Raw genomic sequence first — 26,544 nt, 5'->3', positions numbered from 1 at the left:
CCGGCGCGCGCCGCTCCTGGTCGACCGGTGGCGGCAGGACCGGACGGCACCGACGAGCCGCCTCCGGCGGACCGGCTGCTCGTCCGCGCGCCGGCCGGGGCCGCGGCGCCGGTGGCGCTCGCGCTGGGGCAGGCGCGCGCGGTGCTGTCGGCCGCCAAGACCCCGCACCCGCCGCGGGTCGTGGTGCGTCCCGTCGACGGGGTGTGAGCGGCCGCGACCTAGGATGGTGCGGCCCCGGTCGCGTGCTCGCCGACCGGCGCGACCCCCGAGACCCGCCCAGGAGGCACCTGCGTGGCCATCCAGCCCATCCGGCTCTTCGGCGACCCCGTGCTGCGCACCCCCGCCGACCCGGTCGTCGACTTCGACCGCGAGCTGCGCCGGCTGGTGCAGGACCTGCAGGACACCATGCTCGACGCGCCCGGCGCCGGTCTGGCCGCGCCGCAGATCGGCGTGGGGCTGCGGGTGTTCGTCTACCACGTCGACGGCGTGCTGGGGCACCTGGTGAACCCGGACCTCGACCTGTCGACCGAGTGCCAGGACGGCCCGGAGGGGTGCCTGTCCATCCCGGGCCTGACCGTCGACACCCGCCGCGCGCACGCCGTGGTCGCCCGCGGGCAGAACGCGTGGGGCGAGCCGGTCGTCCTCGAGGGCAGCGGGCTGCTGGCGCGCGCGGTGCAGCACGAGACCGACCACCTCGACGGCGTGCTGTTCGTCGACCGCCTCGACGCCGCCGCGCGCACGGAGGCGATGAAGGCGATCCGCGAGGCCGAGTGGGCAGGGCTGACGCCGCCGCGGGTCGAGGTCAGCCCGCACGCCACCTTCGGGCGCGCCACGTGAGGGTCGTCTTCGCCGGCACACCGGCCCCGGCCGTGCCGTCGCTGCGGGCGCTGCTCGCGTCCGACCACGAGGTGGTTGCGGTGCTCACCCGCCCGGACGCCGGAGCAGGCCGCGGCCGCCGGTCGGCGCCGTCGCCGGTCGCCGAGGTGGCCCTCGAGGCGGGCGTCGAGGTGCTGCGGCCCGAGCGCCCCGCCCACGCCCTCGAGCGGCTGCGAGAGCTCGCCCCCGACTGCTGCCCCGTCGTCGCCTACGGGCACCTGCTGCGCCGCGAGGTGCTCGACGTGCCCCGGCTGGGCTGGGTGAACCTGCACTTCTCGCTGCTGCCGGCCTGGCGCGGGGCCGCGCCCGTGCAGCGCGCGCTGATGGCCGGCGACGAGGTCACGGGTGCGACCACCTTCCTGCTCGACGAGGGCATGGACACCGGCCCGGTGCTCGGCACCCTCACCGAGACCGTGCGTCCGCGCGACACCAGCGGCGAGCTGCTCGCACGTCTGGGCGAGGCCGGCGCCCACCTGCTGGTCGCCAGCCTCGACGCGCTCGAGGCGGGTGCCGTCACCCCGGCCCCGCAGCCGGCCGACGGCGTCTCGCTCGCCCCCAAGCTCGAGGTCGACGACGCCCGGGTGGCCTGGGCCGCACCGGCGCTCGCGGTCGACCGGCTGGTGCGGGCGTGCACCCCGGCACCCGGTGCCTGGACGACCTGGCGCGACCAGCGGGCCAAGCTCGGGCCGCTCGAACCGGTCCGCGGCGCCGACGCCCCGGACGGCGACCTGGCCCCCGGGGAGCTGCTGGTCGGGCGCCGCGAGGTGCTGGTCGGCACCGGCTCCGGCCCGGTGCGGCTCGGCACCGTGCAGCCGGCCGGGAAGAAGGCGCTCCCCGCCGCCGACTGGGCGCGCGGCGTGCGCCCCGAGCCGGGGGAGCGGTTCGCGTGACCGGGCACCAGCACGGGAAGGGCGGACGGCGGCCCGGCGACGCGCCGCGACGACCGAAGCAGCGCTCGCAGCAGGCCCCCTCGCAGCGCGCTCGCGCAGCCGACCCCGCGCGCGGCGTCGCCTTCGACGTGCTGCGTGCCGTCGACGAGGACGACGCCTACGCCAACCTGGTGCTGCCCGTGCAGCTGCGGCGGCGCGCCCTCGAGCCGCGCGACGCCGCGCTCGCCACCGAGCTGGCGTACGGCACGCTGCGGATGCGCGGCTTCTACGACGCCGTGCTCGCCCGGTGCACCGACCGGGCCGTGGCCGAGATCGACCCGCCGGTGCTCGACGCCCTCCGGCTGGGGGCGCACCAGCTGCTCGCCACCCGCATCCCGCCGCACGCGGCCGTGTCCCAGACCGTCGGCCTCGTCCGCGACCGGATCGGCTCGGGCCCGGCGGGTTTCGTCAACGCGGTGCTGCGCCGCGTGGGGGAGCGCGACCTCGCGACCTGGGAGGTCGACGCCGTCCCCGCGCGCGACACCGACCTGGTGGGGCACCTCGCGACGCGCTGGAGCCACCCCGCTTGGGTGGTGCGGGCGATGCGCGAGGCGCTGGTGGCGCACGGCCGCGACGTCGACGAGGTCGACGACCTGCTCGCGGCCGACAACGTGCCGGCGGCGGTGTCGCTGCTCGCCCGGCCCGGCCTGGCCGACCCCGCCGAGCTGCTCGCGGCCGCCCCCGCCAGCGAGCCCGGACGCTGGTCCCCCCACGCCGTCCGGCTCGCCGGGGGCGACCCGGCGGACCTCGCCGCCGTCCGCGAGCGCCGGGCCCGGGTGCAGGACGAGGGCAGCCAGCAGGGCGCGCTCGCGCTCGCCGCGGCGGGGGAGCCCGACGCCCCGAAGGCGCGCTGGCTCGACCTGTGCGCCGGCCCCGGCGGCAAGTCCGCGCTCCTGGCGGCCCTCGCGACCGGCCGCGGCGCCTCGCTCACGGCTGTCGAGGTCAGCCCGCACCGCGCCGAGCTCGTGCGGTCCGCCGTCGGCCCCGACGTCGAGGTCCGCACCGCCGACGGGCGCGAGGTCGGGGCGTCCGAGCCGGGTGCCTACGACCGCGTGCTCGTCGACGCGCCCTGCACCGGCCTGGGCGCGCTGCGCCGGCGTCCGGAGGCGCGCTGGCGCCGCACGCCCGCCGACCTGGCCGCCCTCACGCCGCTGCAGGGCGCGCTGCTGGCGTCCGCGCTGCAGGCGGTGCGACCGGGCGGCGTGGTCGCCTACGTCACGTGCTCGCCGCACCCGGCCGAGACGGTCGCGGTCGTCGACGACGCCGTGCGCCGCCACCCGGGCACCGAGCTGCTCGACGCTCCGGCCGCGTTGCGCGCGGTGACCCGCGACGGCGAGCTGCCCGACGTCGGCGCCGGCCCCACCGCCCAGCTGTGGCCGCACCGACACGGCACCGACGCGATGTTCCTCGCGCTGCTGCGCCGCCCGTCCTGACCGCCCCCCTCCCCGGATCGTCCGGGATCCGGTCCCCGGGAGGCCCTCCCCACCCCGTTCGTCGGACGATTCGGGGTGGGTGGAGCGGCCCCGCTAGGGTCGCGGCGTGGGCATCCAGATCTCGCCGAGCATCCTGAACAGCGACTTCTCCGACCTGCGCGGCGAGCTGGCGAAGATCGCCTCGGCCGACTGGGCGCACGTCGACGTCATGGACAACCACTTCGTGCCCAACCTCACCCTGGGCCTGCCGGTGGTCGAGAAGATCGTGGGCGCCAGCCCGGTGCCGGTCGACGTGCACCTGATGATCGAGGACCCCGACCGCTGGGCTCCCGGGTACGCCGAGGCGGGCGCGCAGTCGGTGACCTTCCACGCCGAGGCCGCCTCGGCGCCGGTGCGCCTGGCCCGCGAGCTGCGCCGGCACGACGCCCGCGCGGGTCTGGCGCTGCGCCCGGCGACGCCGGTCGAGCCGTTCGTCGACCTGCTGCCCGAGGTCGACATGCTGCTGGTGATGACGGTCGAGCCCGGCTTCGGGGGGCAGTCCTTCCTCGACGTGTGCCTGCCGAAGATCCGCCGTGCGCGCGAGGCGATCTCGGCGTCGGGGCTGCCGGTGTGGCTGCAGGTCGACGGCGGCGTGTCGGCCGAGACGATCGAGCGGGCGGCCGAGGCAGGCGCGGACGTGTTCGTCGCCGGGTCGGCCGTGTACGGCGCCGACGACGCGGCCGCCGCCGTGCAGGAGCTGCGCGACCTGGCCGCTCGCGCGTCCGGCTGACCCGCGCCCGACGGGTGGCCGACGGGACGCGACCCGCCCGCCGGTAGCCTCGACGCGTGAAGACCTTCGACGCGCTGTTCGCCGAGCTGAGCGAGAAGGCGCGGCTGCGTCCCGAGGGGTCGGGCACGGTGGCCGCCCTCGACGCCGGCGTGCACGCCATCGGCAAGAAGGTGGTCGAGGAGGCCGCCGAGTCGTGGATGGCCGCCGAGCACGAGGACGACGACCGCGCCGCCGAGGAGATCTCCCAGCTGCTCTACCACGTGCAGGTGCTCATGCTCGCCAAGGGCCTGACCCTGGACGACGTCTACCGCCACCTGTGACAGAGAAGGCCTGCTGCGCACCATGATCCGCATCGCCGTCCCGAACAAGGGGACGCTGTCCGAGTCCGCCGTCACGATGCTCGACGAGGCGGGCTACTCGCTGCGCCGCGACAGCCGCCAGCTCGTCGTGCTCGACCCCGAGAACGACGCCGAGTTCTTCTTCCTGCGCCCGCGCGACATCGCCGTGTACGTGGGATCCGGCACGCTCGACGTCGGCATCACCGGTCGCGACCTGCTGCTCGACTCCGGCGCCAACGCCGAGGAGGTGCTCCAGCTCGGCTTCGGCGGCTCGACCTTCCGGTTCGCCGCACCGCCGTCGGTCGCGTCGTCGGTGGCCGACCTCGAGGGCACCCGGGTGGCCACGAGCTACGACGGCCTGCTGCGGTCGTACCTGGCCGAGCGGGGCGTCACGGCCGAGGTGGTGCGCCTCGACGGCGCGGTCGAGAGCTCGGTGCAGCTCGGTCTGGCCGACGCCATCGCCGACGTCGTGTCGACCGGTGCGACGCTGCGCGCTGCGGGCCTGGAGGTGTTCGGCGACCCGATCCTGCGCTCGGAGGCGGTGCTCGTGCGCCGGCGCGGCGCCGACCGGACCGACGCCGACCAGACCGACGCCGTGCAGGTGCTGCTGCGGCGGCTGCAGGGCGTCCTGGTGGCCCGGCAGTACGTGATGATGGACTACGACGTGCAGGTCGACCTGGTCGAGCGCGCCTGCGCCATCACCCCCGGGCTCGAGTCGCCCACCGTGTCGCCCCTGCACGACAAGGACTGGGTCGCGGTGCGCTCGATGGTGCCGCGCAACCGCACCAACCAGGTCATGGACGAGCTCTACACCCTCGGCGCGCGGGCGATCCTCGTCACCACGATCCACGCCTGCCGGATCTGAGCGCGGTGCCCGACGACCTCGCCGTCTTCGCGCCGCGCCGCACCCGGGTCGTGGCGCTCGGCCTCGGCGCGGGCGTCACGCTGCTGCTCGTGCTGCTCGCGCTCTTCGTCCCCGGACGCTACGAGTGGTGGGACAGAGCGGGTTTCGTCGTCGTCGCGGTCCTGATCGACCTGTTCCTCTGGCGGCAGGCGAGCGTGCGGGCGGTGCCGTCCGAGCGAGGTCTGCACGTGCGCAACCTGGTCGTGCGCCGTGACCTGGAGTGGTCGGAGGTGGTCTCGGTGCGGTTCGGCGAACGACCGTGGCCGCAGCTCGACCTCGACGACGGCGACACGCTGGCGGTGATGGGCATCCAGCGCTCCGACGGCGAGCGGGCGCAGGCCGAGGCGCGTCGTCTCGCGGGCCTGGTCGCCCGGTACTCCGCCGCCGCGCGCGACGACTGACCGCGCCGCCTGGCGATCCTGCACCGAATGCCCTGGTGCCGGGTCGTCGTCGGCTGCCACCGTCGAGCGGGTGGACAGCTCCCCGACCTCCCGGACCCCGTCGCGCGCGGTGGTGCTCGGCGCCGGCCTGACCGGTCTGCTCGCGGCGCGGGTGCTCGCCGCGCGCGGCTGCGACGTGGTGGTCGTCGAGCGCGACCGGCTCGACGGACCCGTCCGCGCGGGCGTGCCCCAGACGCCGCACACCCACGGCCTGCTCGCCGCCGGGGTCGAGGGCCTCGAGGTGCTCCTGCCCGGGCTGGTCGACGAGCTGGTCGAGGGCGGCGCGCAGACCGGCCCGATGGAGGACGTCGTCTGGCGCATCGGCGGGCACCGGCTCGCCCTGCGCGACACCGGGCTGCGCGGTCTCGGCGTGGCGCGCGAGGCGCTGGAGACGGCCGTCCGCGAGCGCGTCCTCGTCCTGGACGGGGTCGCGCTGCGCGACGGCTGCTCGGTCGAGCGACCCGTGGTGCGCGGCGGCCGCGTGGTCGGTGTGCGGGTGCAGGACGTCGGCGCGACGGTCGCAGAAGAGCTCCCCGCCGATCTGGTGGTCGACGCCCTCGGGCGGGGGTCGCGCACGCCCCGGTGGGCGCACGACCTCGGCCTGCCCGAACCGCCGCAGGAGGAGGTGCGCGTCGACGTCCGCTACGTCACCCGGCTGATGCGGCGCGTTCCCGACCAGGTCGCCGGGGCGAACGGGGAGGTCGTCGGGACGGCCCCGCCGTCGACCCGCGCCGGTGTCGTGCTGGCGATCCGGGACGACGTGTGGACGGTCACGCTGGTCGGCTACTTCGGCGACGAGCCGCCGTCGGACCTGGACGGCTTCCGCGCCTACGCGCGGACCCTCGGCGGCGTGATCGCGGAGATCGCCGAGGGCTCGGAGCCGCTGGGGGACCCGGTGCCCTACCGCTACCCGACGAGCCGGTGGCGCCACTACGAGAAGGTCCCGCCGCCGCCCGGGATGCTGGTGCTCGGCGACGCGGTCTGCTCGCTCAACCCCGCGTTCGGGCAGGGGATCAGCTCGGCCGTCCAGCAGGTGCTGGCGCTGGACGCCCGGCTCGCCTCGGGCGCGGACCCCGACGCGCTGCAGCGCGACGTGCAGCGGGACGCCGCCCGCATCGCGGGGGTCCCCTGGTCGCTGGCCGTGGGCGTGGACCGGCAGTTCCCCCAGCTGGGCCGCAAACCGCTGCCGCAGCGGGTGCTCGACCGCTACCTCGAGCGGGTGCTCACGGTGGGCGAGCACGACCCCGCGGTGGCCGGTGCGTTCCTGCGGGTGGTCAACCTGCTGGAGCCGCCGCCGTCGGTGATGGCGCCGGCCGTGGTGCGCCGCGTCGTCCCCCGCCAGCGCCGGGCACCGGTGCCGGCCGCGCCCTGAGACGACGTACCGGGACGAGCCGGGCGACCGACCGGTCGACGGTGAGACGGCGTCCCGACGGGTGGACCGGGCGTCCTACCATCTGGGCATGCGCACGCTCCGTTCCCTGCTCGTCGTCCCCGTCGCCGCCGTCGCCGTGCTGGCGCTGTCCGCCTGCGCCCCGGAGGACGAGGGCACCTCGACGACCACCTCGACCGCCGGCGCCGCCTCGCTCGAGGACTGCCGGCCCGACGACCTCGACCTGCACGAGGAGGGGACGCTGACCATCGCCACCGACTCGCCCGCCTTCGAGCCGTGGTTCGTCGACGACGACCCGTCGAACGGCGAGGGCTACGAGGGTGCCGTCGCGCAGGCGGTGGCCGAGAAGCTCGGCTTCGGGCCGGACGAGATCACCTGGGTCGTGCAGGGTTTCAACGAGGCGATCAAGCCGGGCGACAAGGCCTTCGACTTCGACATCAACCAGTTCTCGATCACGAGCGAGCGCCAGGAGGTCGTCGACTTCTCCGCGCCGTACTACAAGGCGCAGCAGGGCGTCATCGTCCTGGAGGGGTCGCCGTACGCCTCGGCGACCAGCCTCGCCGACCTGCAGCCGGCCCGCATCGGCGCGCAGGTGGGCACCACCTCGCTCGAGGCCGTCGCGCAGATCGCGCCCGACGCCGACCCGCTCGTCTACGACGACACCTCCAAGGCCGCGCAGGCGCTGCAGAACGGGCAGGTCGACGCGATCGTCGCCGACGTGCCCACGGCGTTCTACCTGGTCGGTGCCGAGCTCGACGGCGGCACCATCGTCGGGCAGTTCGAGCCGCGCACGGGCGAGTCGGAGGAGTTCGGCCTGCTGCTCGACAAGGACAGCCCGCTCACCGCGTGCGTGAGCCTCGCGGTCGAGTCCCTCGACGAGGACGGCACCCTCGCCGACCTGCAGCAGACCTGGCTGGCCGAGGCCGCCGACGTGAAGACCCTGGACTGACGTGAGCCCCTCGGGGGCCGACGTCGCGTCCGGCGCCGTCGGCACGTCGCCGAGCGCGCGCCAGCGCGAGCGCGAGCGCTACCGGCGCACCCGCGCGGTCCGACGGGGAGCGGTCGCGGCGGTGTCGACCGTCGTCGTCCTCGGCGTCGCCGCGCTCGCCGTCGTGAACGCACCCGGCTGGGAGCGGGTGCGGCGCACGTTCTTCGACTGGGACGACGCCCGCGCCTCGGCCGGCCCCATCCTCGAGGCGTTCTGGCTCAACGTGCGGCTGTTCGTCGTCGCCGAGGTCGTGATCCTCGTCGTCGCGCTGGTCGTCGCCGTCGTGCGGGTGCTGCCGTCGCCCGCGCTCGCGCCGCTGCGGCTCGTGGCCACCGTCTACACCGACGTCTTCCGCGGCGTACCGACGCTGCTCGTCGTGCTGCTCGTGGGCTTCGGCATCCCCGCGCTCGAGCTGCGCGGCACGCCCGACAGCCTGTTCTGGCTGGGCGTGATCGCGCTGTCGCTCAGCTACGGCGCGTACGTGGCCGAGGTGATCCGCGCGGGGATCCTGTCGGTGCACCCGACCCAGTGGGCGAGCGGACGCGCGCTCGGCCTGTCGTACGGCCGCACCCTGCGGCACGTGGTGCTGCCGCAGGCGCTGCGCCGGGTCACCCCGCCGCTGCTGAACGACTTCGTGTCGCTGCAGAAGGACACCGCGCTGCTGTCGACGATCGGTCTGGTCGAGGCGCTGCGGCAGGCGAACATCATCTCCAACCGCGACTTCGTCTTCACGCCGCTCGTGGTGGCCGCCGTGGTGTTCATCCTGGCGACGATCGTGCTCGCCCGGGTCGCCGACTGGCTGACGATCCGGGCGATGCGGCGCGAGGGCGGGGGCTGAGGTGTCGCTGACCAAGGAGCCGGTGGTCGAGGGCCGACCGGTGCTGCAGGCCCAGCAGGTGCGCAAGTCGTTCGGGCCCAGGGAGGTGCTGCGCGGCGTCGACCTCACCGTCCACGCCGGGCAGGTCGTCTGCCTGATCGGCCCGTCCGGCAGCGGGAAGTCGACCTTCCTGCGCTGCCTCAACCTGCTCGAGACCGTCGACGACGGCGAGGTGCACCTCGGCGACCGCGAGATCACCGACCCCCGGGTCGACGTCGACGACGTCCGCCGCCGCATCGGCATGGTGTTCCAGGCCTACAACCTGTTCCCGCACCTGTCGGTGCTCGACAACCTCGTCCTCGCGCCGGTGCGCGGCGGCGGTGTGCCCCGGGCGCAGGCGCGTCGGACGGCGCTGGACCTGCTCGAGCGGGTCGGCCTGGCCGACAAGGCGTCCGCCTACCCGGACTCGCTGTCGGGCGGGCAGCAGCAGCGGGTGGCGCTGGTGCGCGCGCTGGCCGTGCGACCCCAGGTGCTGCTGCTCGACGAGATCACGTCCGCGCTGGATCCCCTGCTCGTCGGCGAGGTGCTCGACGTGGTGCGCGACCTGCGCCGCGACGGCATCGGCGTGGTGATGGCGACGCACGAGATGGCGTTCGCCCGCGAGGTGGCCGACCAGGTGGTGTTCCTCGTCGACGGCGCCGTGGTCGAGGAGGGCCCGCCGCAGCGGCTCTTCGAGGCGCCGTCGGACCCGCGGACGGCCGCGTTCCTGGCCCGCTTCACCGGCTGACGGGCTCAGACCCGGCGCAGCCACCGTCCGTGCGGCTGGGCGAGTCCGACGACCTGCTCGGTGCCGTCGGGGTGGCCGAGCGACACCACGAAGGCGGACGGGTCGTCGGCCGGGGCGTCCAGGTCGGGCAGCACCGAGCGGCCCTCGGCACCGAGCCGCCACGCGCCGGCGGCGCGGCAGGTCGCCCGCACGCGCGCGCGGACGTCGGCGGTGACGTACGCGAGCACCGCGGTGTGGGTGACGACGGTCGTCGTGCCCGCCGGCGCCTGGGCGAGCAGCGCCTCGAGGTCGTCGCCGACGTCACCGCGCACCACCCGCGGGGGGTCCTGCGCCGCGACCGCGAGCGCCGCCGCCAGACGGGCGGCGCGGTCGACGTGCTCGGGCCAGACGAGGGCCTGCAGCCACGCGGCGTCGTCCGCGTCGGCGGGGTCGAGCGGGTTGCGGTCGAGCCCTGCGCGCCAGGCGATCTCGGGCACGTGGTCGGGCAGCGGAAGCTGGTCCCGCAGCTCGCAGCGCAGCTGCGGCCCGTCGGCGGGGCCGAGCAGGCGGGTGCGGCCGTCCGACCTCGCGTAGGCGTAGCGGTAGCGGTCGGGGAGCAGGCACAGGCCGGCGCTCGCGCCGAGCTCGACCAGCGCGACCGGACGACCGTCGGCCACCCGCGCCAGGGCCGGCAGCAGCAGCGCGCAGCGTCCGGCCTCGTTGGTCTGGGTGAACCGCGTGCGCAGCACCTCGAGCACCGCGTCCGGGTGCGCGACCACCCAGTCGAGCGCGCGGGCCGGGTCGTCGGTCGGGACACCGTGCAGCCGCAGCGCGCCGAGCAGCAGGTTCGGCTGCTGCTGGTCCTGCTCGACCCGGGCCAGCAGGTCGAGCACCCGCCGGTCCTCGGCCACGGCCAGCGTCAGCGCCTCGTACGAGGGGGACATGCCGGCCGCCTCGACGCGGGCGAACCGGCGGTACCGCTCGGCGGTGGCGACGACGTCGGGCACGGGCTCCACGACAGCGATCCTGCCAGCGGGCAGGATCGTGTCGATCGGGCGCGTGCTCGCGCGTCAGGACGGTGAGCGGCGGACGGACGGTCCGCCCCGGACGGAGGAGACGTCGTGGCCGAGTACCTCATCTACTTCAACCAGCAGTGGGTCGGCGAGCACAGCACCGAGTGGTTCCTGGGCCGCGTCGAGCCCAGCACCGCCGTCGTGAACGCGATGATCGAGGCGGGGGTCTACGTGTTCGCGGGCGGCCTCGAGGAGGGCGGCCCGGTCTACGCGGCCGACGCGACCAGCGGCGAGGTGGTCGTGACCGACGGGCCCTACGTCGAGACCACCGAGTTCCTGGGCGGTTTCACCGTCATCGACGTCCCGGACGACGAGACCGCCAAGGAGTGGGCCGGGCGGGTCGCCGAGGGCTGCGGGTGGCCGCAGGAGGTGCGCCGGTTCGGTCGGCGTCCCGACTCCTTCCGGGGCTGACGCGCCGACCCGGCGCCGCTCAGTGGTCGGTCGGCAGCGGGTGCGTCACCGCGCGCGGCGACAGGTGCAGCGGGCACTCGACGCAGTAGTGCGCGTCGTGGCTCGACTGCCACCACCGGCAGCAGGTGGTGCGCCGGGCCGCCCAGCCGGGTGGGTCGTCCGCGTCCTCGGTCGCGGTCAGGTGCGCGCGACCGGTGACGTCGGCGAGGCGCACCGCGAGCTCGCGCGTACCGGGGACCCCGGCCTCGGCGAGCGCGTGGCAGGCCACGGTGGCGAGCCCGACGGGCTCACCCCAGCCGACGGACTCGCGGACGCCGTGCCCGGCGGCGCGCGCCACCAGCGGTGCGCAGGCGCGGTGCACCTCGTCCCACCAGCGGACGGCCAGCTCGTCGGGGTCGCCGCTCCACGCGGGCGCGGGGTCGTCGAGCACGAGGCCAGCCGCGCGGCGGCGATCGGATCCGTCGTGCCGCAACCGGATCCGCAGGTCCGACAGGTCGAGCACGCGCTGCTGCAGCACGAGGTGCGCGACGGTGCCGTGGGTCAGCTGGTGCGCGAGGCCGAACACCGTGAGCACCCACGGTCGGCGCTCGTCGTCGAAGCCGCCGCGGGCGGCCCAGTCGGCGGCGACCCGGTCGAGCAGCCCGCTCGCCGGGTCGACGAGCTCGTCCCAGGCGACGACCGACGTGCCCTCCGCGGTGGCGTCGGGCCCGCCGGCGGGCAGGGGGAGCGCCATCCGCCCCCGGGCCGGCGCGAGCGCCGGGCCCGTGAGGTCGGCCGTCGTGGGGTGCACCCGCCGATCGTGCCGCACCGGCGCCCGGCCCCTACGGTGAGGGCATGAGCGCGACGCCGTGGACGTGGACCTACGCCGACGCCGACGGGCAGGCCGTGCGCCCAGAGAGCGCCGCGACCGGCGGGTTCGGCACCCAGGCCGATGCCGAGACGTGGGTGGGGGAGTCGTGGCGCACGCTGCTGCGGGAGGGCGTCGACTCGGTGACCCTGCTCGAGGACGGCGAGCGCGTCTACGGTCCGATGTCGCTGCGCCCGGCGGAGTAGGCCGCGCCGGATGGCGGGTCGCCGGGGCCGGTTCCGCCGCACCTGGCGGGTCCGGCCGGCCGCGGCGTCGGTGAGCATCGGGGGACCGGTCGCGACGAGGCGGCCGCAGGACCGCAGGAGGACGCGATGACGCAGACGACGAGCCGGCCCGGCGCCACCCACCCGGCGCCGCCGTTCGACCCCGAGCTCGAGGCAGCGCTCGCGGTGCTGGCCTCGGTGCTGCCGCCGACCATCACGCCCGACATGATCCCCGCGCTGCGCGGCGGTCTGCCCGTCGACGTGCCGGTCGACGACGTGCTGGCCGAGGCCGGTGTCGCGCGCCGCGACCTGACCATCGACGGCTACGAGGGCGCGCAGATCGAGGTCACGGTCCTGGAGCGCGCCGACCGCGCACCGGGCGTGCTCGCGCCGGCCGTCTTCCACACCCACGGCGGCGGGATGATCATGGGCGACCGGTTCACCGGGCTCGGTCAGCTGCTGCCGTGGGTCGTCGAGCTCGGCGCGGTCGTCGTCACCGTCGAGTACCGCCTCGCCCCCGAGTTCCCGGACCCGTACCCGGTGGAGGACTGCTACGCCGGGCTGGTCTGGACGGCGGAGCACGCCGACGAGCTCGGGATCGACCCCGGTCGGCTGGTGATCGCCGGCGCCAGCGCGGGCGGCGGCCTGGCGGCCGGGACGGCCCTGCTGGCGCGTGACCGCGGCGGTCCGGCGCTCGCGGGCCAGTGCCTGATCTACCCGATGCTCGACGACCGCGACTCCACGGTCTCGACCCACCAGGTGGACGGCATCGGGGTGTGGGACCGCACCAGCAACGTGACGGGCTGGTCGGCGCTGCTCGGCGAGCGGCGGGGCACCGACGACGTCTCGATCTACGCGGCGCCGGCGCGGGCCACCGACCTGAGCGGCCTGCCGCCCGCCTACGTCGACTGCGCGACCGCCGAGGTGTTCCGCGACGAGGACGTCGCCTACGCCACCGCCCTGTGGGCGCACGGCGTCCAGGCCGAGCTGCACGTGTTCCCGGGCGGTTTCCACGGCTTCGACATGATGGCGCCGCAGGCCGAGGTGTCGGCGGCGATGACCGCCGCCCGCAACGCCTGGATGCGCCGCGTGCTCGCCGGCTGAGCCGTCCGGACGGCTCCCGCGGGCCCGGCCGCCCGGCCTAGGGTGGGTCCGGATCGCGAGGGAGCGTGACGCATGCAGGAGCTCGCCGGACGGCTGTCCGCGCTCGACCCCGAGGCGGGCGAGAGCCTCAAGGTGATCGCGTACTTCGACACGCTGATCGCACGCGGTGCCGGGGTCGACGCGGCGCTGCGGGGTGCGGCGACGCTGAGCGGCGCGGCGGCGGGTGCGGTCGTCGACGGGCAGGTCGTGCGCATCGGTCCGGACGGCGCGCGGCTCGGCCCCGACCCGGCGGCCGGTCTCGAGCCGGGCCGGCACGTCGTGCCCGCCGGCCCGGCGCACGTGTGGATCGAGCGGACGGGCGCCGCGCACGCCAACGACGAGCTGGTGCTCGAGCGGCTGGCGCTGGCCGTGGGGGTCGTGCTCGACCGCCGCCCGTCCGGGCTCGGTGACCCGCTGCTCGTGCTGCTCGACGGCGCCCGGCCGGCGTCCGACCGGCAGGCCGCCGCCGCCCGGCTGCGCGTCGGGTCGCGGGTGCGCGCCGTCGCCGTGCCGCTCGCCGCCGGGGGAGGGCGGGTGGTCGTCGGTCCGGACGGACCCGTGCGCGCGCACCTGCTCGGCGGCGACGAGCCCTGCCCCCACCCCGTCGCCGGGATCGGACCGACGGTCGCGCCCGAGGACCTCGCGAGCTCGTGGACGGCTGCTCTGGTCGCCCTGCGGCTCGTCGACGACCGCACGCCGGTCGTCGACGCGGCCGACCTCGGGCTGCTCGCCGACGCCGTCGCCCTGCTCCGCGGCGCCGGGCGGCACCCCGACGTCGAGGTGCTCGCCGCACTCGACCGGCGCTCGCTCGACCTGCTCGACGCCCTGGCCGAGCACGACAGCGTCCGGGCGTCCGCGCACGAGCTCGGGATGCACCACTCCAGCGTCCAGGCCCGGCACGACGCGCTCACCGCGCGGCTGGGCTACGACCCCCGGTCGTCGACCGGCCGTGCCCGGTACCGCCTGGCGCGCCTGCTCCTGCGCGCCGGGGAGGTCGACCGCTGACGACCACGGCCGGCCCGTCCCGAGGGGGACGGACCGGCCGGTGCGTGGTCGGGACGGTCGGACCGCGCGGGTCCGTGCCGTGCTCAGGCGACGCGGGTCTTCGGGGCGCCCTCGGCGGTCTTGCCCGGGTCGCGCTCGACGACGCCGCCGAGGGCCTCGTCGATCTTGGTCATGACCTCGGCGTCGAGCTTCACGCCGGCCGCCTTGACGTTGTCGTGCACCTGCTCGGGCCGCGAGGCCCCGACGAGCGCGGCAGCGACGTTGTCGTTCTGCAGCACCCAGGCGATGGCGAGCTGGGCCATCGAGATGCCGACCTCGTCGGCCACCGGCTGCAGCTGCTGGACCGCGCCCAGCACCTCGTCGTTCATGAAGCGCTTGATCATGTTCGCGCCGCCCTTGTCGTCGGTGGCGCGCGAGCCCTCCGGCGGGGCCTGGCCCGGCTTGTACTTGCCGGTGAGCACGCCCTGGGCGATCGGCGACCAGACGATCTGCGAGATGCCGAGCTCGCGGCTCGTGGGGACGACCTCGTCCTCGATGACGCGCCACAGCATCGAGTACTGCGGCTGCGACGAGATCAGCTGGAAACCCAGCTCCTTCGACAGGGCGTGGCCCTCGCGGATCTGGTCGGCCGTCCACTCGCTGACGCCGATGTAGAGCGCCTTGCCCTGGCGGACGACGTCGGCGAACGCCTGCATCGTCTCCTCGAGCGGGGTCTCGGTGTCGAAGCGGTGCGCCTGGTAGAGGTCGACGTAGTCGGTCTGCAGCCGCTGCAGCGACCCGTCGATCGACTCCATGATGTGCTTGCGGGACAGGCCGGTGTCGTTCTTGCCGCCGGGACCGGTGGGCCAGTACACCTTCGTGAAGATCTCGAGCGACTCGCGCCGCTCGCCCTTCAGCGCCTCGCCGAGCACCGTCTCGGCCTTGGTGTTGGCGTAGACGTCGGCGGTGTCGAAGGTGCTGATGCCGGCGTCGAGCGCGGCGCGCACGCACTGCGTGGCGATGTCGTTCTCGACCTGCGAGCCGTGGGTCAGCCAGTTGCCGTAGGTGATCTCGGAGATCTTGAGACCGGAGTTGCCGAGGTAGCGGAATTCCATGCCTCCGACCCTACGTCCGGGCGCTCGGGGCCGCGCGGGCGCCCGTAGGCTGGACCGGTGATCGAGCTGCTGACCTCCCGTGAGATCGACCAGATGCGACCGGCCGGACGCTTCGTGGCCGAGGTGCTGACGGCGCTCGAGGGCGCCGCCGACGTCGGGGTCAACCTGCTCGAGCTCGACGCCCTGGCGCACTCGATGATCCGCGACCGCGGTGCCGAGTCCTGCTACGTCGACTACCACCCGAGCTTCGGCGCGATGCCGTTCGGCAAGGTGCTCTGCACGTCGGTGAACGACGCCGTGCTGCACGGGCTCCCGCACGACTACACCCTCGTCGACGGCGACCTGCTCAGCGTCGACTTCGCGGCGTCGGTCGACGGCTGGGTGTGCGACTCGGCCCTCACCGTCCAGGTGGGTACCCAGCGCGAGCAGGACCAGCGGCTGGTCGACTGCACCCGCCGTGCGCTCGACGCCGCCATCGCGGTGACGCAGGTGGGCAACCGGCTCGGCGACGTCTCGGCGGCGATCGGCGAGGTCGCCCGCGCCGACGGGTACCGGGTGAACCTGCAGTTCGGGGGCCACGGCGTCGGCCGGACGATGCACGGCGACCCGCACGTCGCCAACGACGGTACCCCCGGCAAGGGGATGAAGATCCGTCCGGGCCTGGTGATCGCGATCGAGCCGTGGTTCATGGCCGGCACCGACGAGATCTGGACCGACCCCGACGGCTGGACGCTGCGCAGCGCCGACGGCTCGCGCGGGGCGCACAGCGAGCACACGGTGGCCGTCACCGAGGACGGCCCGGTCGTCCTCACCGCCCGGGGCTGAGCCCGGGACGGGGGAGCGGGCCTAGCGCGGCGCCTGACCCCGCGCGACCTGCGGCTTCGGGAGCCGCCAGCGGCGGATCTGGAACGCCCGCAGCACGCCGTACGAGACGTGGCCGCGGGTCTGCACGTCGTCGCCGAACCGCTCGCGCATCTTGCGCTTGATCACCCGCGACAGCAGGTAGGCGTCGAACACGCACAGCAGCACCGTGCCCCAGAGCACCAGCGTCGACCAGGTCTGCAGCTGGAACATCAGGGTCTGGTTCAGCCCCAGCATCGGCGGGATCAGCACGAGCACGACGGCGACCAGCGCGAGCACCAGGTACCACTCGCCGAGGTTCCACCGGGCGTCGACGACGTCGCGGACGAACCGGCGCTGCGGTCCCTTGTCGCGCAGCGGCAGGTGCGCCTCGTCGCCGGTGACCAGCGCCTCGCGCTGCTTCAGCCGCTCCTCGCGCACCTTCGACCGGTCGGCCTTGGCCGCCGCCTTGCGGTCGGTCACGACGAGCGGGCGCTTGCGCGCGGCCTCGACCTCGCGACGCTTCGGGGTCGGACGGTTCTTGGCGCCGGGGCGGTCGGGGACGACCTGGCGCTCCGGCTCCTGGACCTGCTTCTTCCGTCCGAACACCCATCCACCCTAACGGGACGGGGGCCGGGCACCGACCGGCGCCCGACCCCGTCCGCTGCTCGTGTCAGGCCGTCACTTCAGGACGGGGATCTGGAACGGGTAGGTGTACGGCTCGCCGCGCGAGGCCTTCACCGCACCGAGGACGTGGCACACCGCGGCGACCACGAAGCCGATGATCAGCAGCGGCAGGCCGATGACGGCACCGATCACGGTGATGATGAGGATCCACGACACCAGGTACAGCAGCCAGAACGAGACGTTGAAGTTGAACGCCCCGGCCGCCGCCTGGCGCACCACCGGGTCGCGGTCCTTGTAGATCGCCCACACGATCAGCGGGCCGACCACGCTCAGCCAGCCCACGCTGACCACCGCCGCGATCGGCGCCGACAGGTGCGCGAGCACCGCCATCGTGCGCTCGTCGCCGCTGGTGCCCGGCGCCTGGCCGTGCTGGCCCGGCTGCTGGCCCGGCTGCTGGCCGTACGGGGCCTGCTGGCCGTAGGGGCTCTGCTGGGCGTACGGGGCCTGCTGGGGGGACGGGGCCTGGGGTGCCTGCCCCTTGTCGAGCTGCGGGGCCTGCGGCGCCTGGTGCTCCGGCAGGGGGTTCTGGCTCACGGTCGTTCGACCTCCTCGGTGACGGCCGCGCGGTGCGGCCTGTCCTCCAGTGAACGCGGTGCGGGCCCCGTCCGCTCCCTCCCGGCGCTGGTTCCAGGGTCGGGTCAGGGTGGTCCCTGACGCCGGTGGGCGCGGCAGTACGGTGCCGGGCATGACCGACGTCGCCGCCCTGCGGTCCGCCCTCGCGCCCCTGCTCCCCGGTGTGCGCGCCGACCTCGAGCGCCTCGTGCGCGTGCCCAGCGTCTCGGCCGCCGCGTTCGACCAGGCGCACGTGCAGGCCAGCGCCGACCTCGTCGCCGAGCTGCTGCGGGGCGCGGGCCTCGACGACGTGGAGGTGCTGCGCGCCACCCGTCCCGACGGGTCGGACGGTGCCCCCGCCGTGGTCGCCCGCCGCCCGGCGCCCGCGGGCCGTCCGACCGTGCTGCTCTACGCCCACCACGACGTGCAGCCGCCGGGTCGCGACGAGGACTGGGCGAGCCCGGCGTTCGAGCCGACCGAGCGCGACGGCCGGCTCTTCGGGCGCGGCACCGCCGACGACAAGGCGGGCGTGATGGCGCACGTGGCCGCGCTGCGCACGCTGCTGACGACCTGGGGGCCCGACGACGGCGTGGGAGTGGTCGTCTTCGTCGAGGGCGAGGAGGAGTCGGGCTCGCCGTCGTTCACCGACTTCCTCACCCGCTACCGCGACCGGCTCGAGGCCGACGTCATCGTCGTCGCCGACTCCGACAACTGGGACGTCGACACCCCCTCGCTCACCACCACGCTGCGCGGGCTCGTCGAGGCCGACGTCGAGGTGAGCACGCTGCGCGCGGCCGTCCACTCGGGCATGTACGGCGGCGTCGCGCCGGACGCGATGCTCGCGACGCTGACGCTGCTGGCGCGGCTGTGGGACGCCGACGGGACGCTCGCCGTCCCCGGCCTCGTGCGCACGGCCGCCGCCGACCTCGACTACGACGAGGCGCGCCTGCGGGAGGAGTCCGGGTTGCTCGACGGCGTCGCGCTCGTCGGCACCGGATCGATCCTCGAGCGGATGTGGACGGCGCCGTCGGTCACCGTCACCGGCATCGACGCCCCGTCGGTGGCGCACGCCTCGAACACGTTGCAGCCCACCGTCCGCGCGAAGCTGTCGATGCGGGTCGCGCCGGGCGAGGACCCGCAGCAGGCCTACGAGGCGCTCGAGCGGCACCTGCTCGAGCAGGCGCCGTTCGGCGCGCGCGTCACCGTGACGCGCAAGGAGCTGGGCAAGCCGTTCGCCGGCGACGTCGACGGCCCTGTCTACGACGCCGCGCGCTGGGCGCTGGGGGAGGCGTGGGACGGCGCGCAGGTCGTCGAGCAGGGCATCGGCGGGTCGATCCCGTTCATCGCCGACTTCGTCGAGGTCTTCCCCGCGGCCACGGTGCTCGTGACCGGTGTCGAGGACCCGCACACCCAGGCGCACGGCTACGACGAGAGCCTTCACCTCGGCGTCTTCGAGAAGGCCTGCCTCGCCGAGGTGCTGCTGCTGTCGAGGCTGGCGGAGGGCGGCGCGTGACCGGTCCGCAGCCGCCCGCCGTCGAGGCGGCACGGGCCGCCGTCGCCGCCCAGATGCCACGCGCGCGAGGCGATCTCGACGACCTGGTACGCATCCCGTCGGTGTCGGCCCCGGCGTTCGACCAGGCCCACGTCGCCGCCGGCGCCGACGCCGTGGCCGCGCTGCTGCGCGACGCGGGGCTCGACGACGTGCAGGTGCTCACGGCGTCCGCGCCCGACGGGACGCCGGGTGCGCCCGCGGTGGTCGGTCGCCGACCGGCCCCACCCGGGCGCCCGACCGTGCTGCTCTACGCCCACCAGGACGTGCAGCCGCCCGGCGACGAGACCCTCTGGACCTCAGCACCGTTCGAGCCCACCGAGCGCGACGGGCGGCTCTTCGGCCGCGGCACCGGCGACGACAAGGGCGGCGTCGTCGCCCACCTCGTCGCGCTCCGCACCCTGCTGCCGACCTGGGGCGCCGACGACGGCGTCGGCCTGGTGGTGCTCGTGGAGGGCGAGGAGGAGATCGGCTCGCCGACCTTCGCTGCCCTGCTCGCCGAGCACGCCGACCTGCTCGCCGCCGACGTGGTGGTGGTGGCCGACGCCACCAGCTGGTCGCGCGAGACGCCCTCGCTCACCGTGAGCCTGCGCGGCCTGGCGATGGTCGACCTCCACGTGCGCACCCTCGACCACGCGCTGCACTCCGGTTCCTACGGCGGTGCCGCGCCCGACGCCGTCACGGCGCTGGTGCAGCTGCTCGGACGCCTCTGGCACCCCGACGGCTCCGTCGCCGTCCCGGGGCTGGTCACCGCGCCGGACCCCGCGGTCGAGTACGCCGAGGACGTGTTCCGCGAGCACACCGGGGTGCTCGACGGCGTCCGGCTGGCCGGCTCGGGCGCGGTCGCCGGACGCGTCTGGGCGAGGCCGTCCGTCACCGTCACCGGCATCGACGTTCCGTCGGTGGCCAGGTCGTCGAACACGCTGCTGCCCTCGACCACCGCGCGCATCACGGTGCGGCTCGCCCCGGGCCAGGACCCCGAGGCGGCCGTCGAGGCGCTGCGGGCGCACCTGCTCGCCGATCCGCCGTTCGGCGCCGAGGTCTCGCTCACGCCGCGCGCCACAGCCACGCCGTTCTCCGCGCCGACCGGGGGTCGCGCCTTCGCCGCCGCGCGGCACGCGCTGTCCGCCGCGTTCGACGGCGCCGAGCCCGTGCTGCAGGGCATGGGCGGCTCGGTGCCGATGGTCGCGATGCTGGCCGAGGCCTACCCGCAGGCCGAGATGCTGCTGACAGCGGTCAAGGACCCCGACGCCCGGGCGCACGGGATCGACGAGTCCGTGCCCCTCGACCTGCTCGAGCGCGCCTGCGTCGCCGAGGTGCTGCTGCTCACCGACCTCGCCCGCCACCAGGACGGCTGAGCCGCAACGGTCTCAGGATCGGTCGACCACCACGCGGCCGCCCTGCACCACGTACGGCATCGACGCCGGGCGGGTGAGGACGGCGAGGTCCTCCAGCGGGTCGGCGTCGAGCACCACGAGGTCGCCGAGCGCGCCCGGCGCCAGCGTCCCGACCCGGCCGACCCGGTCGAGCAGCTCGGCGGCGGTGGTGGTGGCCGAGCGGATCACGTCGATCGCCGGCTGGATCTCGCCGCGGATCACGAACTCCTGGCTCTGGTGCTGCTGCATCGGGCCGAGCAGGTCGGTGCCGTAGCAGAGACGCAGCCCCTCGCGGTGCGCGAGCTCGAGCGCCCGGTAGCCGCCGTCGAGCACCTCGGACACCTTGCGCCAGGACGCCTCGGGCAGCCCGACCTCCCGGCCCTCGTCCTGCAGCGCGCGGTACGTCACCAGGTTCATCACCACGAATGCCTCGCGCTCGCGGAACAGCGGGACGACCGACTCGTCGATCAGGTTGGCGTGCTCAATCGAGCGGACGCCGGCGCGCAGCGCCCGCTCCACCGCGCGAGCCGTGTAGGCGTGGGCGGCGACGTACCGGTTGGCGGCCTCGGCCTCCTCGACGACGGCGCGCAGCTCGTCCATCGAGTACTGGGTCGAGTCGATCCGGTCGGTGGGGGAGGCGACGCCTCCGGACGCCATCACCTTGATGTGGTGCGCGCCCTTGCGCAGCTCGTCCCTCGCCGCGGCGCGGACGGCGTCGACGCCGTCGGCGACCCGGCTGACGCCGGTGGTCCAGCAGTGGTGGTCGTCGGGCGCGCGGTCGTCGCCGTGGCCACCGGTCTGGCTGAGCGGCTGGCCGCAGAAGTGCAGCCGCGGGCCGCGCAGGAGGCCCTCTGCCTGCGCCCGCGCCATCCCGTGGTCGGCGCCGCCGAGGTCGCGGACGGTGGTGAACCCCCGGTCGAGCATCGCGCCCATGTTCTGCGCGGTGCGGTACGCCAGGTACGAGCGCGACCAGGTGCGCAGCTCGGACAGGTCGGCGCTCGCCGCCACGACGTGCGCGTGGCAGTCGACCAGCCCCGGCAGCACGTACGACCCGCGCAGGTCGAGCGAGCGCACACCGTCCGGTGCGGTGAGGTCCGCGCCCGTCTCGGCGACGTCGCCGTCTGCGATCCGCAGGTCGATCTCGTCGTAGGTGCCGGTCGCGGGGTCGAGCACGCGCGCGCGGCGCAGCAGCAGGTCGGTCACCGGGGTCCTCCGTCGGGTGCGTTGGTGCGGACGAGATCACCTGCGGTGGCGGCGATCTGGGCGAGCCGGCCGAGCGACGCGTCGTCGTAGGCGCCCTCGGCGTCGAGCGCGTTGAGCACGCCCACCACCCTGCCGTCGACGACGACCGGCGCGTTCATCGCCGCACCGCACCCGAGCCGCTCGATCAGCGCGTGGTCGGCGAACACGTGCCGCACGGCGGCGACGTCGGCACCGAGCCAGGGCTCGCCGCGGTCGACGCAGCGGGCGAGCCAGTCGGCGTCGACCTCGACGGTCTTGCGGCCGCCGACCGGGTACTCGTCCGGGTGGTCGCTGTGGATCCGGGTGAGCACCCGCTCGTCGGGCGACCAGTGCAGGACGGTGAACAGCCGTGCGCCGACGGCCGCCTGCACGGCGGCGTCCAGCTCGGCGAACGTGGTCGGGTTCATCGCGCTCCCTTCACGGCGACGCGGTCGGTGATGTCCTCGAGCGAGCGCCCGCGCGTCGAGACCGCGAACAGCAGGGTCGCGGCGACCCCGACGGCGAGCACGGCGGTCGTCAGGCCGAACACCCCGGCGAAGCCCCAGGACGCGGCGGTGACGCCGATGATCGTGGGAGCGGTGATGCTGCCGATCCGGCCGAACGCGCTGGCCAGCCCGGCGCCGGTGGCGCGGATGAAGGTGGGGAAGACCTCCGGCGTGTAGGCGTACAGCCCGGCGTAGACGCCGTTCAGGAAGAACGACAGCGTGGCGCCCGCCACCGTGATGAGCACCGGGTCGCTCATCTGGCTGAGCCAGAACGCTGCGAACGCCGAACCGGTCAGGTAGAGCGCGATGGTGTTCTTGCGGTCGAGCCGCTCGTTCAGCCACGCCGCCGAGAAGTACCCCGGCACCTGGGCGCAGTAGATGATGATCGAGAACTCGAAGCTCTTCGTGACGGTGATGCCCTGGTTGATGAGCAGGGTCGGGATCCACGAGAAGAAGCCGTAGTAGGCGAACGTGATGACGAACCAGATCGTCCACACCGCCGCGGTGCGCCGACGCATCGTCGCCGACCAGAGGATGCGCAGGCCGCTGAACAGGCCGATCCGCACCTGCGAGCGCTGGTCGTCCTCGGCGTCGGCCGGCACGGGCGGCAGGTCCTTCCCGGTCGCGCGCCGCACGGCGTCCTCGAGCTCCGCGACGACCTGCTCGGCCTCGACCGTGCGTCCCTGCGAGGCCAGGTAGCGGGGCGACTCGCGCAGCCGGCGGCGCCACCACAGCAGCAGCAGGATCGGCACGGCCGTGAGCACCTGCGCCCAGCGCCAGCCGTCCTCGCCGAGCGGGACGACGAACCGGCCGATGAGCGCGGCCAGCACGAACCCGAAGGAGAAGAAGCCGGCCAACGCCCCGACGAACCAGCCACGCCGGTGCGCGGGGACGAACTCGGACAGGAACGGAGCGATGATCGCGCTCTCGGCACCGGTGCCGAGGCCGGCCAGGACGCGTGCCCCGAGGAAGACCTCGTAGGACGGGGACGCCGCGGCGACGAGGCTGAAGACCGCGTAGAAGGCGAGCGCGCCCATCATCACCACCCGCCGTCCGTACCGGTCGCCGAGCACGCCGGCGGCGGTGGCGCCGACCAGGAAGCCGAGCGGGGTGGCCGACCCCACCAGACCGAGCTGGACGTCGGACAGGCCGAACACGCGCTGCAGGTCGGGCAGCAGGAAGGCGACGACGGCGGCGTCGAGGCCGTCGAAGGTGTACCCCAGGCCGCCGATGAGCAGCAGCAGGTAGTGGGGACGGCTCATCGGGAGCCGGTCGAGCCGGGCGGACAACGACATCGGTGCGCCTCCGGGTGGGGTGCGGGACCCCGCCACGCTAGGTGCAGCAGTGTTTGCGAGCAAGGGGTGCTGCAAAGGATGTTGCAGATTCTGCTTGTGCCAGGGCACCCCGCTCGGCGAGCATGGCGACGTGCAGGGGGAGACGGTGTCCGGTGACTCGGTCGAGGGCTGGCTGCGGGGGCTCGTGCCCGCGCGCGGGCTCGCGCGGCAGTCGCGCGCGGTGGTGCAGGCCGCGGCCTCGCACCCCGGGCGGGTCTCGCACGCACCGGCGGCCGAGGTCGCCGAGCTGGCCGGCGTGAACGTCGGCACCGTGACGCGCACGGCCCAGGCGCTCGGCTTCGCCGGGTGGCCGTCGTTCCAGCGCGAGCTGCGGGCGCGGTACCTGTCGCACCTCACCGCGCCGGAGGTGGCCGGCCAGCACGACGCCGGCTCGACCCCCGCCGCCGCCTCGCTGCGCCGCGACCTCGACCAGCTCGCGCTAGTCACGCGCGACGACCTCGAGGGCGTGCGGGCGATGGCGGTGGCGGTCGGTGGTGCCCGCCGCACCCTGGTGCTCGGCGACGGCAGCTACGCCAGCGTCGCGATCGCGCTGGCGCACAACGCCCGCATCGCGGGGTACGACGTCGAGGCGGTCGTGGGCGGTGGCGCCGACACCGCCAACCGGCTCGCCGCCGCGCAGCCCGGCGACGTGCTCGTCGTCGTGACGTTCTGGCGCCTGTACGAGAACGCGGTGCTGGCGGCCGAGGTCGCTCGGTCGCGCGGGGTGCAGGTGTGGGTGCTCACCGACGCCGTGGCGCCGGAGCTGTCGGCGGTGGCCGACGGCGTGGTCACCGTCCCGGCTGAGGGGGTCGCCTTCTTCCCCTCGCTCACAGCCGGTCTCGCGGTGGCGCAGGCCGTGGTGAGCGAGCTGGCCGCGCTCGACCCGGCGCGCAGCCGGGCCGCGGTCGCGGCCGCCGACGAGCAGTGGCGCACGTTCGGGCTGCTGCACCGCGGCGACCCCGCGAGGTCGTCGGGGCGCTGAGCCCTCAGTCCTTGGAGGTCTCGCCGGGCAGCGCGAGCATCTGGTCGAGCGCGACGCGGGCCCAGTGGGCGACGTCGGGGTCGACGACGATGCGGTTGACGACGCGGCCGGCGGCGAGGGACTCCAGCGACCAGACCAGGTGCGGCAGGTCGATGCGGTTCATCGTCGAGCAGAAGCACACCGTCTTGTCGAGGAACAGCACCTCCTTGTCGGGGTGCTGGGAGGCCAGACGCCGCACCAGGTTCAGCTCGGTGCCGATGGCCCAGGTGCTGCCGGCCGGGGCCGCGTCGAGCGCCTTGATGATGAACTCGGTCGAGCCCACCAGGTCGGCCGCCTCGACCACGTCGTGCTTGCACTCGGGGTGCACCAGCACGTTGACGTCGGGACGCGCCGCGCGGGCGTCGAGCACGTTCTGCAGCGAGAACCGGCCGTGCACGCTGCAGTGCCCGCGCCACAGGATCATCCGCGCGTCCTGCAGCTGCTGCCGGGTCAGGCCGCCGGCGGGCTTGTGCGGGTCGTAGACCACGCAGTCGTCGAGCGAGAACCCCATCTCGCGGACCGCGGTGTTGCGGCCGAGGTGCTGGTCGGGCAGGAAGAAGACCTTGCCCCGTTCCGCCGACTTCTGCGAGAACGCCCACGTCAGCGCGGTCCTCGCGTTCGAGGACGTGCAGACCGTGCCGCCGTGGCGTCCGGTGAACGCCTTGATCGCGGCCGTCGAGTTCATGTACGTGACCGGGACGACGTCGTCGGCGACACCGGCGTCGACCAGCACGTCCCAGGCGTCCTCGACCTGGCTGATCGCGGCCATGTCGGCCATCGAGCAGCCGGCCGCGAGGTCGGGGAGGACGACCTGCTGCGCGTCCGAGGTGAGGATGTCGGCGCTCTCGGCCATGAAGTGCACGCCGCAGAACACGATGTGCTCGGCCTCGGGCCGCGCCGCCGCCTGGCGCGCGAGCTTGAAGGAGTCGCCGGTGACGTCGGCGAACTGGATGACCTCGTCGCGCTGGTAGTGGTGGCCGAGCACGAAGGCGCTGTCGCCGAGGGCGGCCCGGGCGGCGCGCGCACGCTCGACCAGGTCGGGGTCGGACGGTGCCGGCAGGTCGCCGGGGCACTCGACGCCGCGCTCGGTGGCGAGGTCGCCGGTGCGGCTGCGGCCGAGCAGCAGGAGGGCGGCCGACGTCGGGGCGGGCTCGGCGAAGGTGCTCACGGGCGCGATCATCCCACGCACGGGACTGCCCGCCCCGGCGGGCAGGATGGGTGCCATGCGCGTCCTGCTGGCCCCCGACTGCTTCACGGACACCCTCACCGCCCGCCAGGCGGCCACGGCGATGGCGGAGGGGTGGTCGGCGCACGCCGCGGACGACGACCTCACCACCTGCCCGCTCTCGGACGGCGGCCCCGGCTTCGTCGACACCCTCGCCGCCACCCTCGACGGCGAGCTGGGCGTCGTCGACGTGACCGGCCCCCTCGGCGAGCCCGTCCCGGCGCAGGTGCTGCGCGTCGGCGACACCGCCTACCTCGAGACCGCGCAGGCGTGCGGCCTGCACCTCGTGCCGCCCGACCGCCGCGACCCCGGGGTCACCACGACGACGGGGGTCGGCGACCTGCTCGCCGCGGCCGTCGACGGCGGCGCGACCCGCGTCGTGCTCGGCCTCGGCGGCTCGGGCACCAACGACGGCGGCGCGGGGATGCTCGCCGCGCTCGGCGCCGGGCCCGTCGACCTGCTCGGGCGCGGGGGAGCGGCGCCGGCCGACCTGCCCGCCGCCGCCCTCGCCGGGCTGCGTGGCGTGCGCGAGCGGCTGCCCGGGCTGCGGCTCGTCGTCGCCAGCTACGTCGACGTCCCGCTGCTCGGCCTGCAGGGCGCCTCGGCCGGCTTCGCCCGGCAGAAGGGGGCCACGCCCGAGCAGGAGCAGCAGCTCGAGCGCGCGCTCGGCCGGTTCGGCGAGGTGGCCGCGACGGCCCTGGGCGAGGACGCCCGTCCCGACCTGCTCGCGGGCGCCCCGCACGACCAGCTGGTGGGCCGGGACGGGGGCGGCGGCACCCGCGCGCG

29 protein-coding genes and 1 pseudogene are annotated in these 26,544 nt (G+C 75.2%); 21 read left to right on the top strand and 9 right to left on the bottom strand.

The window, feature by feature from the left end:
- The 12 genes and pseudogenes from ACYVKY_RS19160 to ACYVKY_RS19105 all read left to right on the top strand — a co-directional run.
- Positions 1-207 (top strand): annotated as a pseudogene (locus tag ACYVKY_RS19160) (hypothetical protein); the annotation flags it as partial.
- Positions 208-291: 84 nt separating this feature from the next.
- Positions 292-837, top strand: coding sequence for a peptide deformylase (gene def / locus ACYVKY_RS19155; protein WP_460436584.1), 546 nt, complete (start codon positions 292-294; stop codon positions 835-837).
- On the top strand, positions 834-1,766 hold the full coding sequence (gene fmt / locus ACYVKY_RS19150; protein WP_460436583.1) for a methionyl-tRNA formyltransferase: 933 nt from the start codon (positions 834-836) through the stop codon (positions 1,764-1,766). Before def ends, fmt begins: the two co-directional genes overlap by 4 nt.
- Positions 1,763-3,238 (top strand): RsmB/NOP family class I SAM-dependent RNA methyltransferase, encoded by a 1,476-nt coding sequence (locus ACYVKY_RS19145; RefSeq protein ID WP_460436582.1) that lies wholly within the window; start codon positions 1,763-1,765, stop codon positions 3,236-3,238. The genes fmt and ACYVKY_RS19145 overlap by 4 nt, the downstream gene beginning before the upstream one ends.
- Positions 3,239-3,344: 106 nt before the next feature.
- On the top strand, positions 3,345-4,007 hold the full coding sequence (gene rpe / locus ACYVKY_RS19140) for a ribulose-phosphate 3-epimerase (RefSeq protein WP_460436581.1): 663 nt from the start codon (positions 3,345-3,347) through the stop codon (positions 4,005-4,007).
- A 56-nt stretch (positions 4,008-4,063) separates the two neighbouring features.
- Positions 4,064-4,327, top strand: a complete 264-nt coding sequence (locus ACYVKY_RS19135) for a phosphoribosyl-ATP diphosphatase (RefSeq protein WP_460436580.1) — start codon at positions 4,064-4,066, stop codon at positions 4,325-4,327.
- A 22-nt stretch (positions 4,328-4,349) separates the two neighbouring features.
- Positions 4,350-5,210, top strand: coding sequence for an ATP phosphoribosyltransferase (gene hisG, locus ACYVKY_RS19130; protein WP_460436579.1), 861 nt, complete (start codon positions 4,350-4,352; stop codon positions 5,208-5,210).
- A 5-nt stretch (positions 5,211-5,215) separates the two neighbouring features.
- Positions 5,216-5,650, top strand: a complete 435-nt coding sequence (locus ACYVKY_RS19125) for a PH domain-containing protein (protein WP_460436578.1) — start codon at positions 5,216-5,218, stop codon at positions 5,648-5,650.
- A 70-nt stretch (positions 5,651-5,720) separates the two neighbouring features.
- Positions 5,721-7,061, top strand: coding sequence for an FAD-dependent oxidoreductase (locus ACYVKY_RS19120; RefSeq protein ID WP_460436577.1), 1,341 nt, complete (start codon positions 5,721-5,723; stop codon positions 7,059-7,061).
- Between the two features lie 88 nt (positions 7,062-7,149).
- Positions 7,150-8,028: an ABC transporter substrate-binding protein gene (locus ACYVKY_RS19115; RefSeq protein ID WP_460436576.1), complete on the top strand. Its 879-nt coding sequence runs from the start codon at positions 7,150-7,152 to the stop codon at positions 8,026-8,028.
- A gap of 1 nt (position 8,029) precedes the next feature.
- The gene (locus tag ACYVKY_RS19110) at positions 8,030-8,905 is read left to right on the top strand and encodes an amino acid ABC transporter permease (protein WP_460436575.1); all 876 of its coding nucleotides are present in this window, start codon (positions 8,030-8,032) and stop codon (positions 8,903-8,905) included.
- A 1-nt stretch (position 8,906) separates the two neighbouring features.
- A complete protein-coding gene (locus ACYVKY_RS19105) occupies positions 8,907-9,671 on the top strand; it encodes an amino acid ABC transporter ATP-binding protein (protein WP_460436574.1) in 765 nt (254 codons plus the stop codon).
- 5 nt (positions 9,672-9,676) lie between these two features.
- On the opposite strand, the gene ACYVKY_RS19100 is transcribed toward ACYVKY_RS19105, so the two are convergent.
- Positions 9,677-10,666: a DUF2332 domain-containing protein gene (locus ACYVKY_RS19100; RefSeq protein WP_460436573.1), complete on the bottom strand. Its 990-nt coding sequence runs from the start codon at positions 10,664-10,666 to the stop codon at positions 9,677-9,679.
- 105 nt (positions 10,667-10,771) lie between these two features.
- Between ACYVKY_RS19100 and ACYVKY_RS19095 the strand changes: the two genes are divergently transcribed.
- Positions 10,772-11,134 (top strand): YciI family protein, encoded by a 363-nt coding sequence (locus ACYVKY_RS19095; protein WP_460436572.1) that lies wholly within the window; start codon positions 10,772-10,774, stop codon positions 11,132-11,134.
- 19 nt (positions 11,135-11,153) lie between these two features.
- Here the strand turns inward: ACYVKY_RS19095 and ACYVKY_RS19090 are convergent, their stop codons facing one another.
- Positions 11,154-11,924, bottom strand: coding sequence for a hypothetical protein (locus ACYVKY_RS19090; protein ID WP_460436571.1), 771 nt, complete (start codon positions 11,922-11,924; stop codon positions 11,154-11,156).
- 44 nt (positions 11,925-11,968) lie between these two features.
- On the opposite strand from ACYVKY_RS19090, the gene ACYVKY_RS19085 reads away from it, so the two are divergent.
- From ACYVKY_RS19085 to ACYVKY_RS19075, 3 genes are all read left to right on the top strand, one after another.
- On the top strand, positions 11,969-12,187 hold the full coding sequence (locus ACYVKY_RS19085; RefSeq protein ID WP_460436570.1) for a hypothetical protein: 219 nt from the start codon (positions 11,969-11,971) through the stop codon (positions 12,185-12,187).
- 126 nt (positions 12,188-12,313) lie between these two features.
- Entirely contained in the window at positions 12,314-13,309 is a 996-nt protein-coding gene (locus ACYVKY_RS19080) for an alpha/beta hydrolase (protein ID WP_460436569.1), read from the top strand.
- Between the two features lie 72 nt (positions 13,310-13,381).
- On the top strand, positions 13,382-14,353 hold the full coding sequence (locus ACYVKY_RS19075; RefSeq protein ID WP_460436568.1) for a hypothetical protein: 972 nt from the start codon (positions 13,382-13,384) through the stop codon (positions 14,351-14,353).
- A gap of 83 nt (positions 14,354-14,436) precedes the next feature.
- Here the strand turns inward: ACYVKY_RS19075 and ACYVKY_RS19070 are convergent, their stop codons facing one another.
- Entirely contained in the window at positions 14,437-15,447 is a 1,011-nt protein-coding gene (locus ACYVKY_RS19070) for an aldo/keto reductase family protein (RefSeq protein ID WP_460436567.1), read from the bottom strand.
- Between the two features lie 57 nt (positions 15,448-15,504).
- Here ACYVKY_RS19070 and map point away from each other — a divergent pair, with 57 nt between their 5' ends.
- Positions 15,505-16,272 (top strand): type I methionyl aminopeptidase, encoded by a 768-nt coding sequence (gene map, locus ACYVKY_RS19065; RefSeq protein WP_460436566.1) that lies wholly within the window; start codon positions 15,505-15,507, stop codon positions 16,270-16,272.
- A 21-nt stretch (positions 16,273-16,293) separates the two neighbouring features.
- On the opposite strand, the gene ACYVKY_RS19060 is transcribed toward map, so the two are convergent.
- Positions 16,294-16,896, bottom strand: a complete 603-nt coding sequence (locus ACYVKY_RS19060; protein WP_460436565.1) for a DUF3043 domain-containing protein — start codon at positions 16,894-16,896, stop codon at positions 16,294-16,296.
- Positions 16,897-16,968: 72 nt separating this feature from the next.
- Positions 16,969-17,508 carry a DUF4870 domain-containing protein gene (locus ACYVKY_RS19055; RefSeq protein ID WP_460436564.1) on the bottom strand — a complete coding sequence of 180 codons (540 nt, stop codon included), beginning with the start codon at positions 17,506-17,508 and terminating at the stop codon, positions 16,969-16,971.
- Between the two features lie 151 nt (positions 17,509-17,659).
- Here ACYVKY_RS19055 and ACYVKY_RS19050 point away from each other — a divergent pair, with 151 nt between their 5' ends.
- Together ACYVKY_RS19050 and ACYVKY_RS19045 are read left to right on the top strand one after the other, a co-directional pair.
- A complete protein-coding gene (locus ACYVKY_RS19050) occupies positions 17,660-19,039 on the top strand; it encodes a M20/M25/M40 family metallo-hydrolase (RefSeq protein WP_460436563.1) in 1,380 nt (459 codons plus the stop codon).
- Positions 19,036-20,433, top strand: a complete 1,398-nt coding sequence (locus ACYVKY_RS19045; protein WP_460436562.1) for a M20/M25/M40 family metallo-hydrolase — start codon at positions 19,036-19,038, stop codon at positions 20,431-20,433. The genes ACYVKY_RS19050 and ACYVKY_RS19045 overlap by 4 nt, the downstream gene beginning before the upstream one ends.
- A 12-nt stretch (positions 20,434-20,445) precedes the next feature.
- Here the strand turns inward: ACYVKY_RS19045 and ACYVKY_RS19040 are convergent, their stop codons facing one another.
- The 3 genes from ACYVKY_RS19040 to ACYVKY_RS19030 are packed head-to-tail and all read right to left on the bottom strand — an operon-like array spanning position 20,446 to position 23,473.
- Positions 20,446-21,654, bottom strand: coding sequence for a metal-dependent hydrolase family protein (locus ACYVKY_RS19040; protein WP_460436561.1), 1,209 nt, complete (start codon positions 21,652-21,654; stop codon positions 20,446-20,448).
- Positions 21,651-22,100 carry a GAF domain-containing protein gene (locus tag ACYVKY_RS19035; protein WP_460436560.1) on the bottom strand — a complete coding sequence of 150 codons (450 nt, stop codon included), beginning with the start codon at positions 22,098-22,100 and terminating at the stop codon, positions 21,651-21,653. Before ACYVKY_RS19035 ends, ACYVKY_RS19040 begins: the two co-directional genes overlap by 4 nt.
- A complete protein-coding gene (locus tag ACYVKY_RS19030) occupies positions 22,097-23,473 on the bottom strand; it encodes an MFS transporter (RefSeq protein ID WP_460436559.1) in 1,377 nt (458 codons plus the stop codon). The genes ACYVKY_RS19035 and ACYVKY_RS19030 overlap by 4 nt, the downstream gene beginning before the upstream one ends.
- Before the next feature lie 130 nt (positions 23,474-23,603).
- On the opposite strand from ACYVKY_RS19030, the gene ACYVKY_RS19025 reads away from it, so the two are divergent.
- Complete coding sequence (locus ACYVKY_RS19025; protein ID WP_460436558.1) at positions 23,604-24,494, top strand: MurR/RpiR family transcriptional regulator; 891 nt, start codon at positions 23,604-23,606, stop codon at positions 24,492-24,494.
- Positions 24,495-24,498: 4 nt separating this feature from the next.
- Here ACYVKY_RS19025 and nadA read toward each other — a convergent pair whose 3' ends face one another.
- Entirely contained in the window at positions 24,499-25,713 is a 1,215-nt protein-coding gene (nadA, locus tag ACYVKY_RS19020) for a quinolinate synthase NadA (protein WP_460436557.1), read from the bottom strand.
- A gap of 43 nt (positions 25,714-25,756) precedes the next feature.
- Here nadA and ACYVKY_RS19015 point away from each other — a divergent pair.
- Positions 25,757-26,544, top strand: a 788-nt coding sequence (locus ACYVKY_RS19015) for a glycerate kinase family protein (protein ID WP_460436556.1), incomplete at its 3' end; no start/stop codon positions are given.

The sequence above is a fragment of the Angustibacter speluncae genome, from assembly GCF_054777815.1.
This window is presented reverse-complemented; position numbering and strand designations above follow the sequence as displayed.

Coding starts and splice junctions, on each gene's coding strand:
- hisG (WP_460436579.1), top strand. CDS start 4,350: ATGATCCGCATCGCCGTCCCGAACAAGGGGACGCTGTCCGAGTCCGCC.
- ACYVKY_RS19115 (WP_460436576.1), top strand. CDS start 7,150: ATGCGCACGCTCCGTTCCCTGCTCGTCGTCCCCGTCGCCGCCGTCGCC.
- ACYVKY_RS19085 (WP_460436570.1), top strand. CDS start 11,969: ATGAGCGCGACGCCGTGGACGTGGACCTACGCCGACGCCGACGGGCAG.
- ACYVKY_RS19080 (WP_460436569.1), top strand. CDS start 12,314: ATGACGCAGACGACGAGCCGGCCCGGCGCCACCCACCCGGCGCCGCCG.
- ACYVKY_RS19075 (WP_460436568.1), top strand. CDS start 13,382: ATGCAGGAGCTCGCCGGACGGCTGTCCGCGCTCGACCCCGAGGCGGGC.
- ACYVKY_RS19070 (WP_460436567.1), bottom strand. CDS start 15,447: ATGGAATTCCGCTACCTCGGCAACTCCGGTCTCAAGATCTCCGAGATC.
- ACYVKY_RS19050 (WP_460436563.1), top strand. CDS start 17,660: ATGACCGACGTCGCCGCCCTGCGGTCCGCCCTCGCGCCCCTGCTCCCC.
- ACYVKY_RS19035 (WP_460436560.1), bottom strand. CDS start 22,100: ATGAACCCGACCACGTTCGCCGAGCTGGACGCCGCCGTGCAGGCGGCC.
- ACYVKY_RS19030 (WP_460436559.1), bottom strand. CDS start 23,473: ATGTCGTTGTCCGCCCGGCTCGACCGGCTCCCGATGAGCCGTCCCCAC.
- nadA (WP_460436557.1), bottom strand. CDS start 25,713: ATGATCGCGCCCGTGAGCACCTTCGCCGAGCCCGCCCCGACGTCGGCC.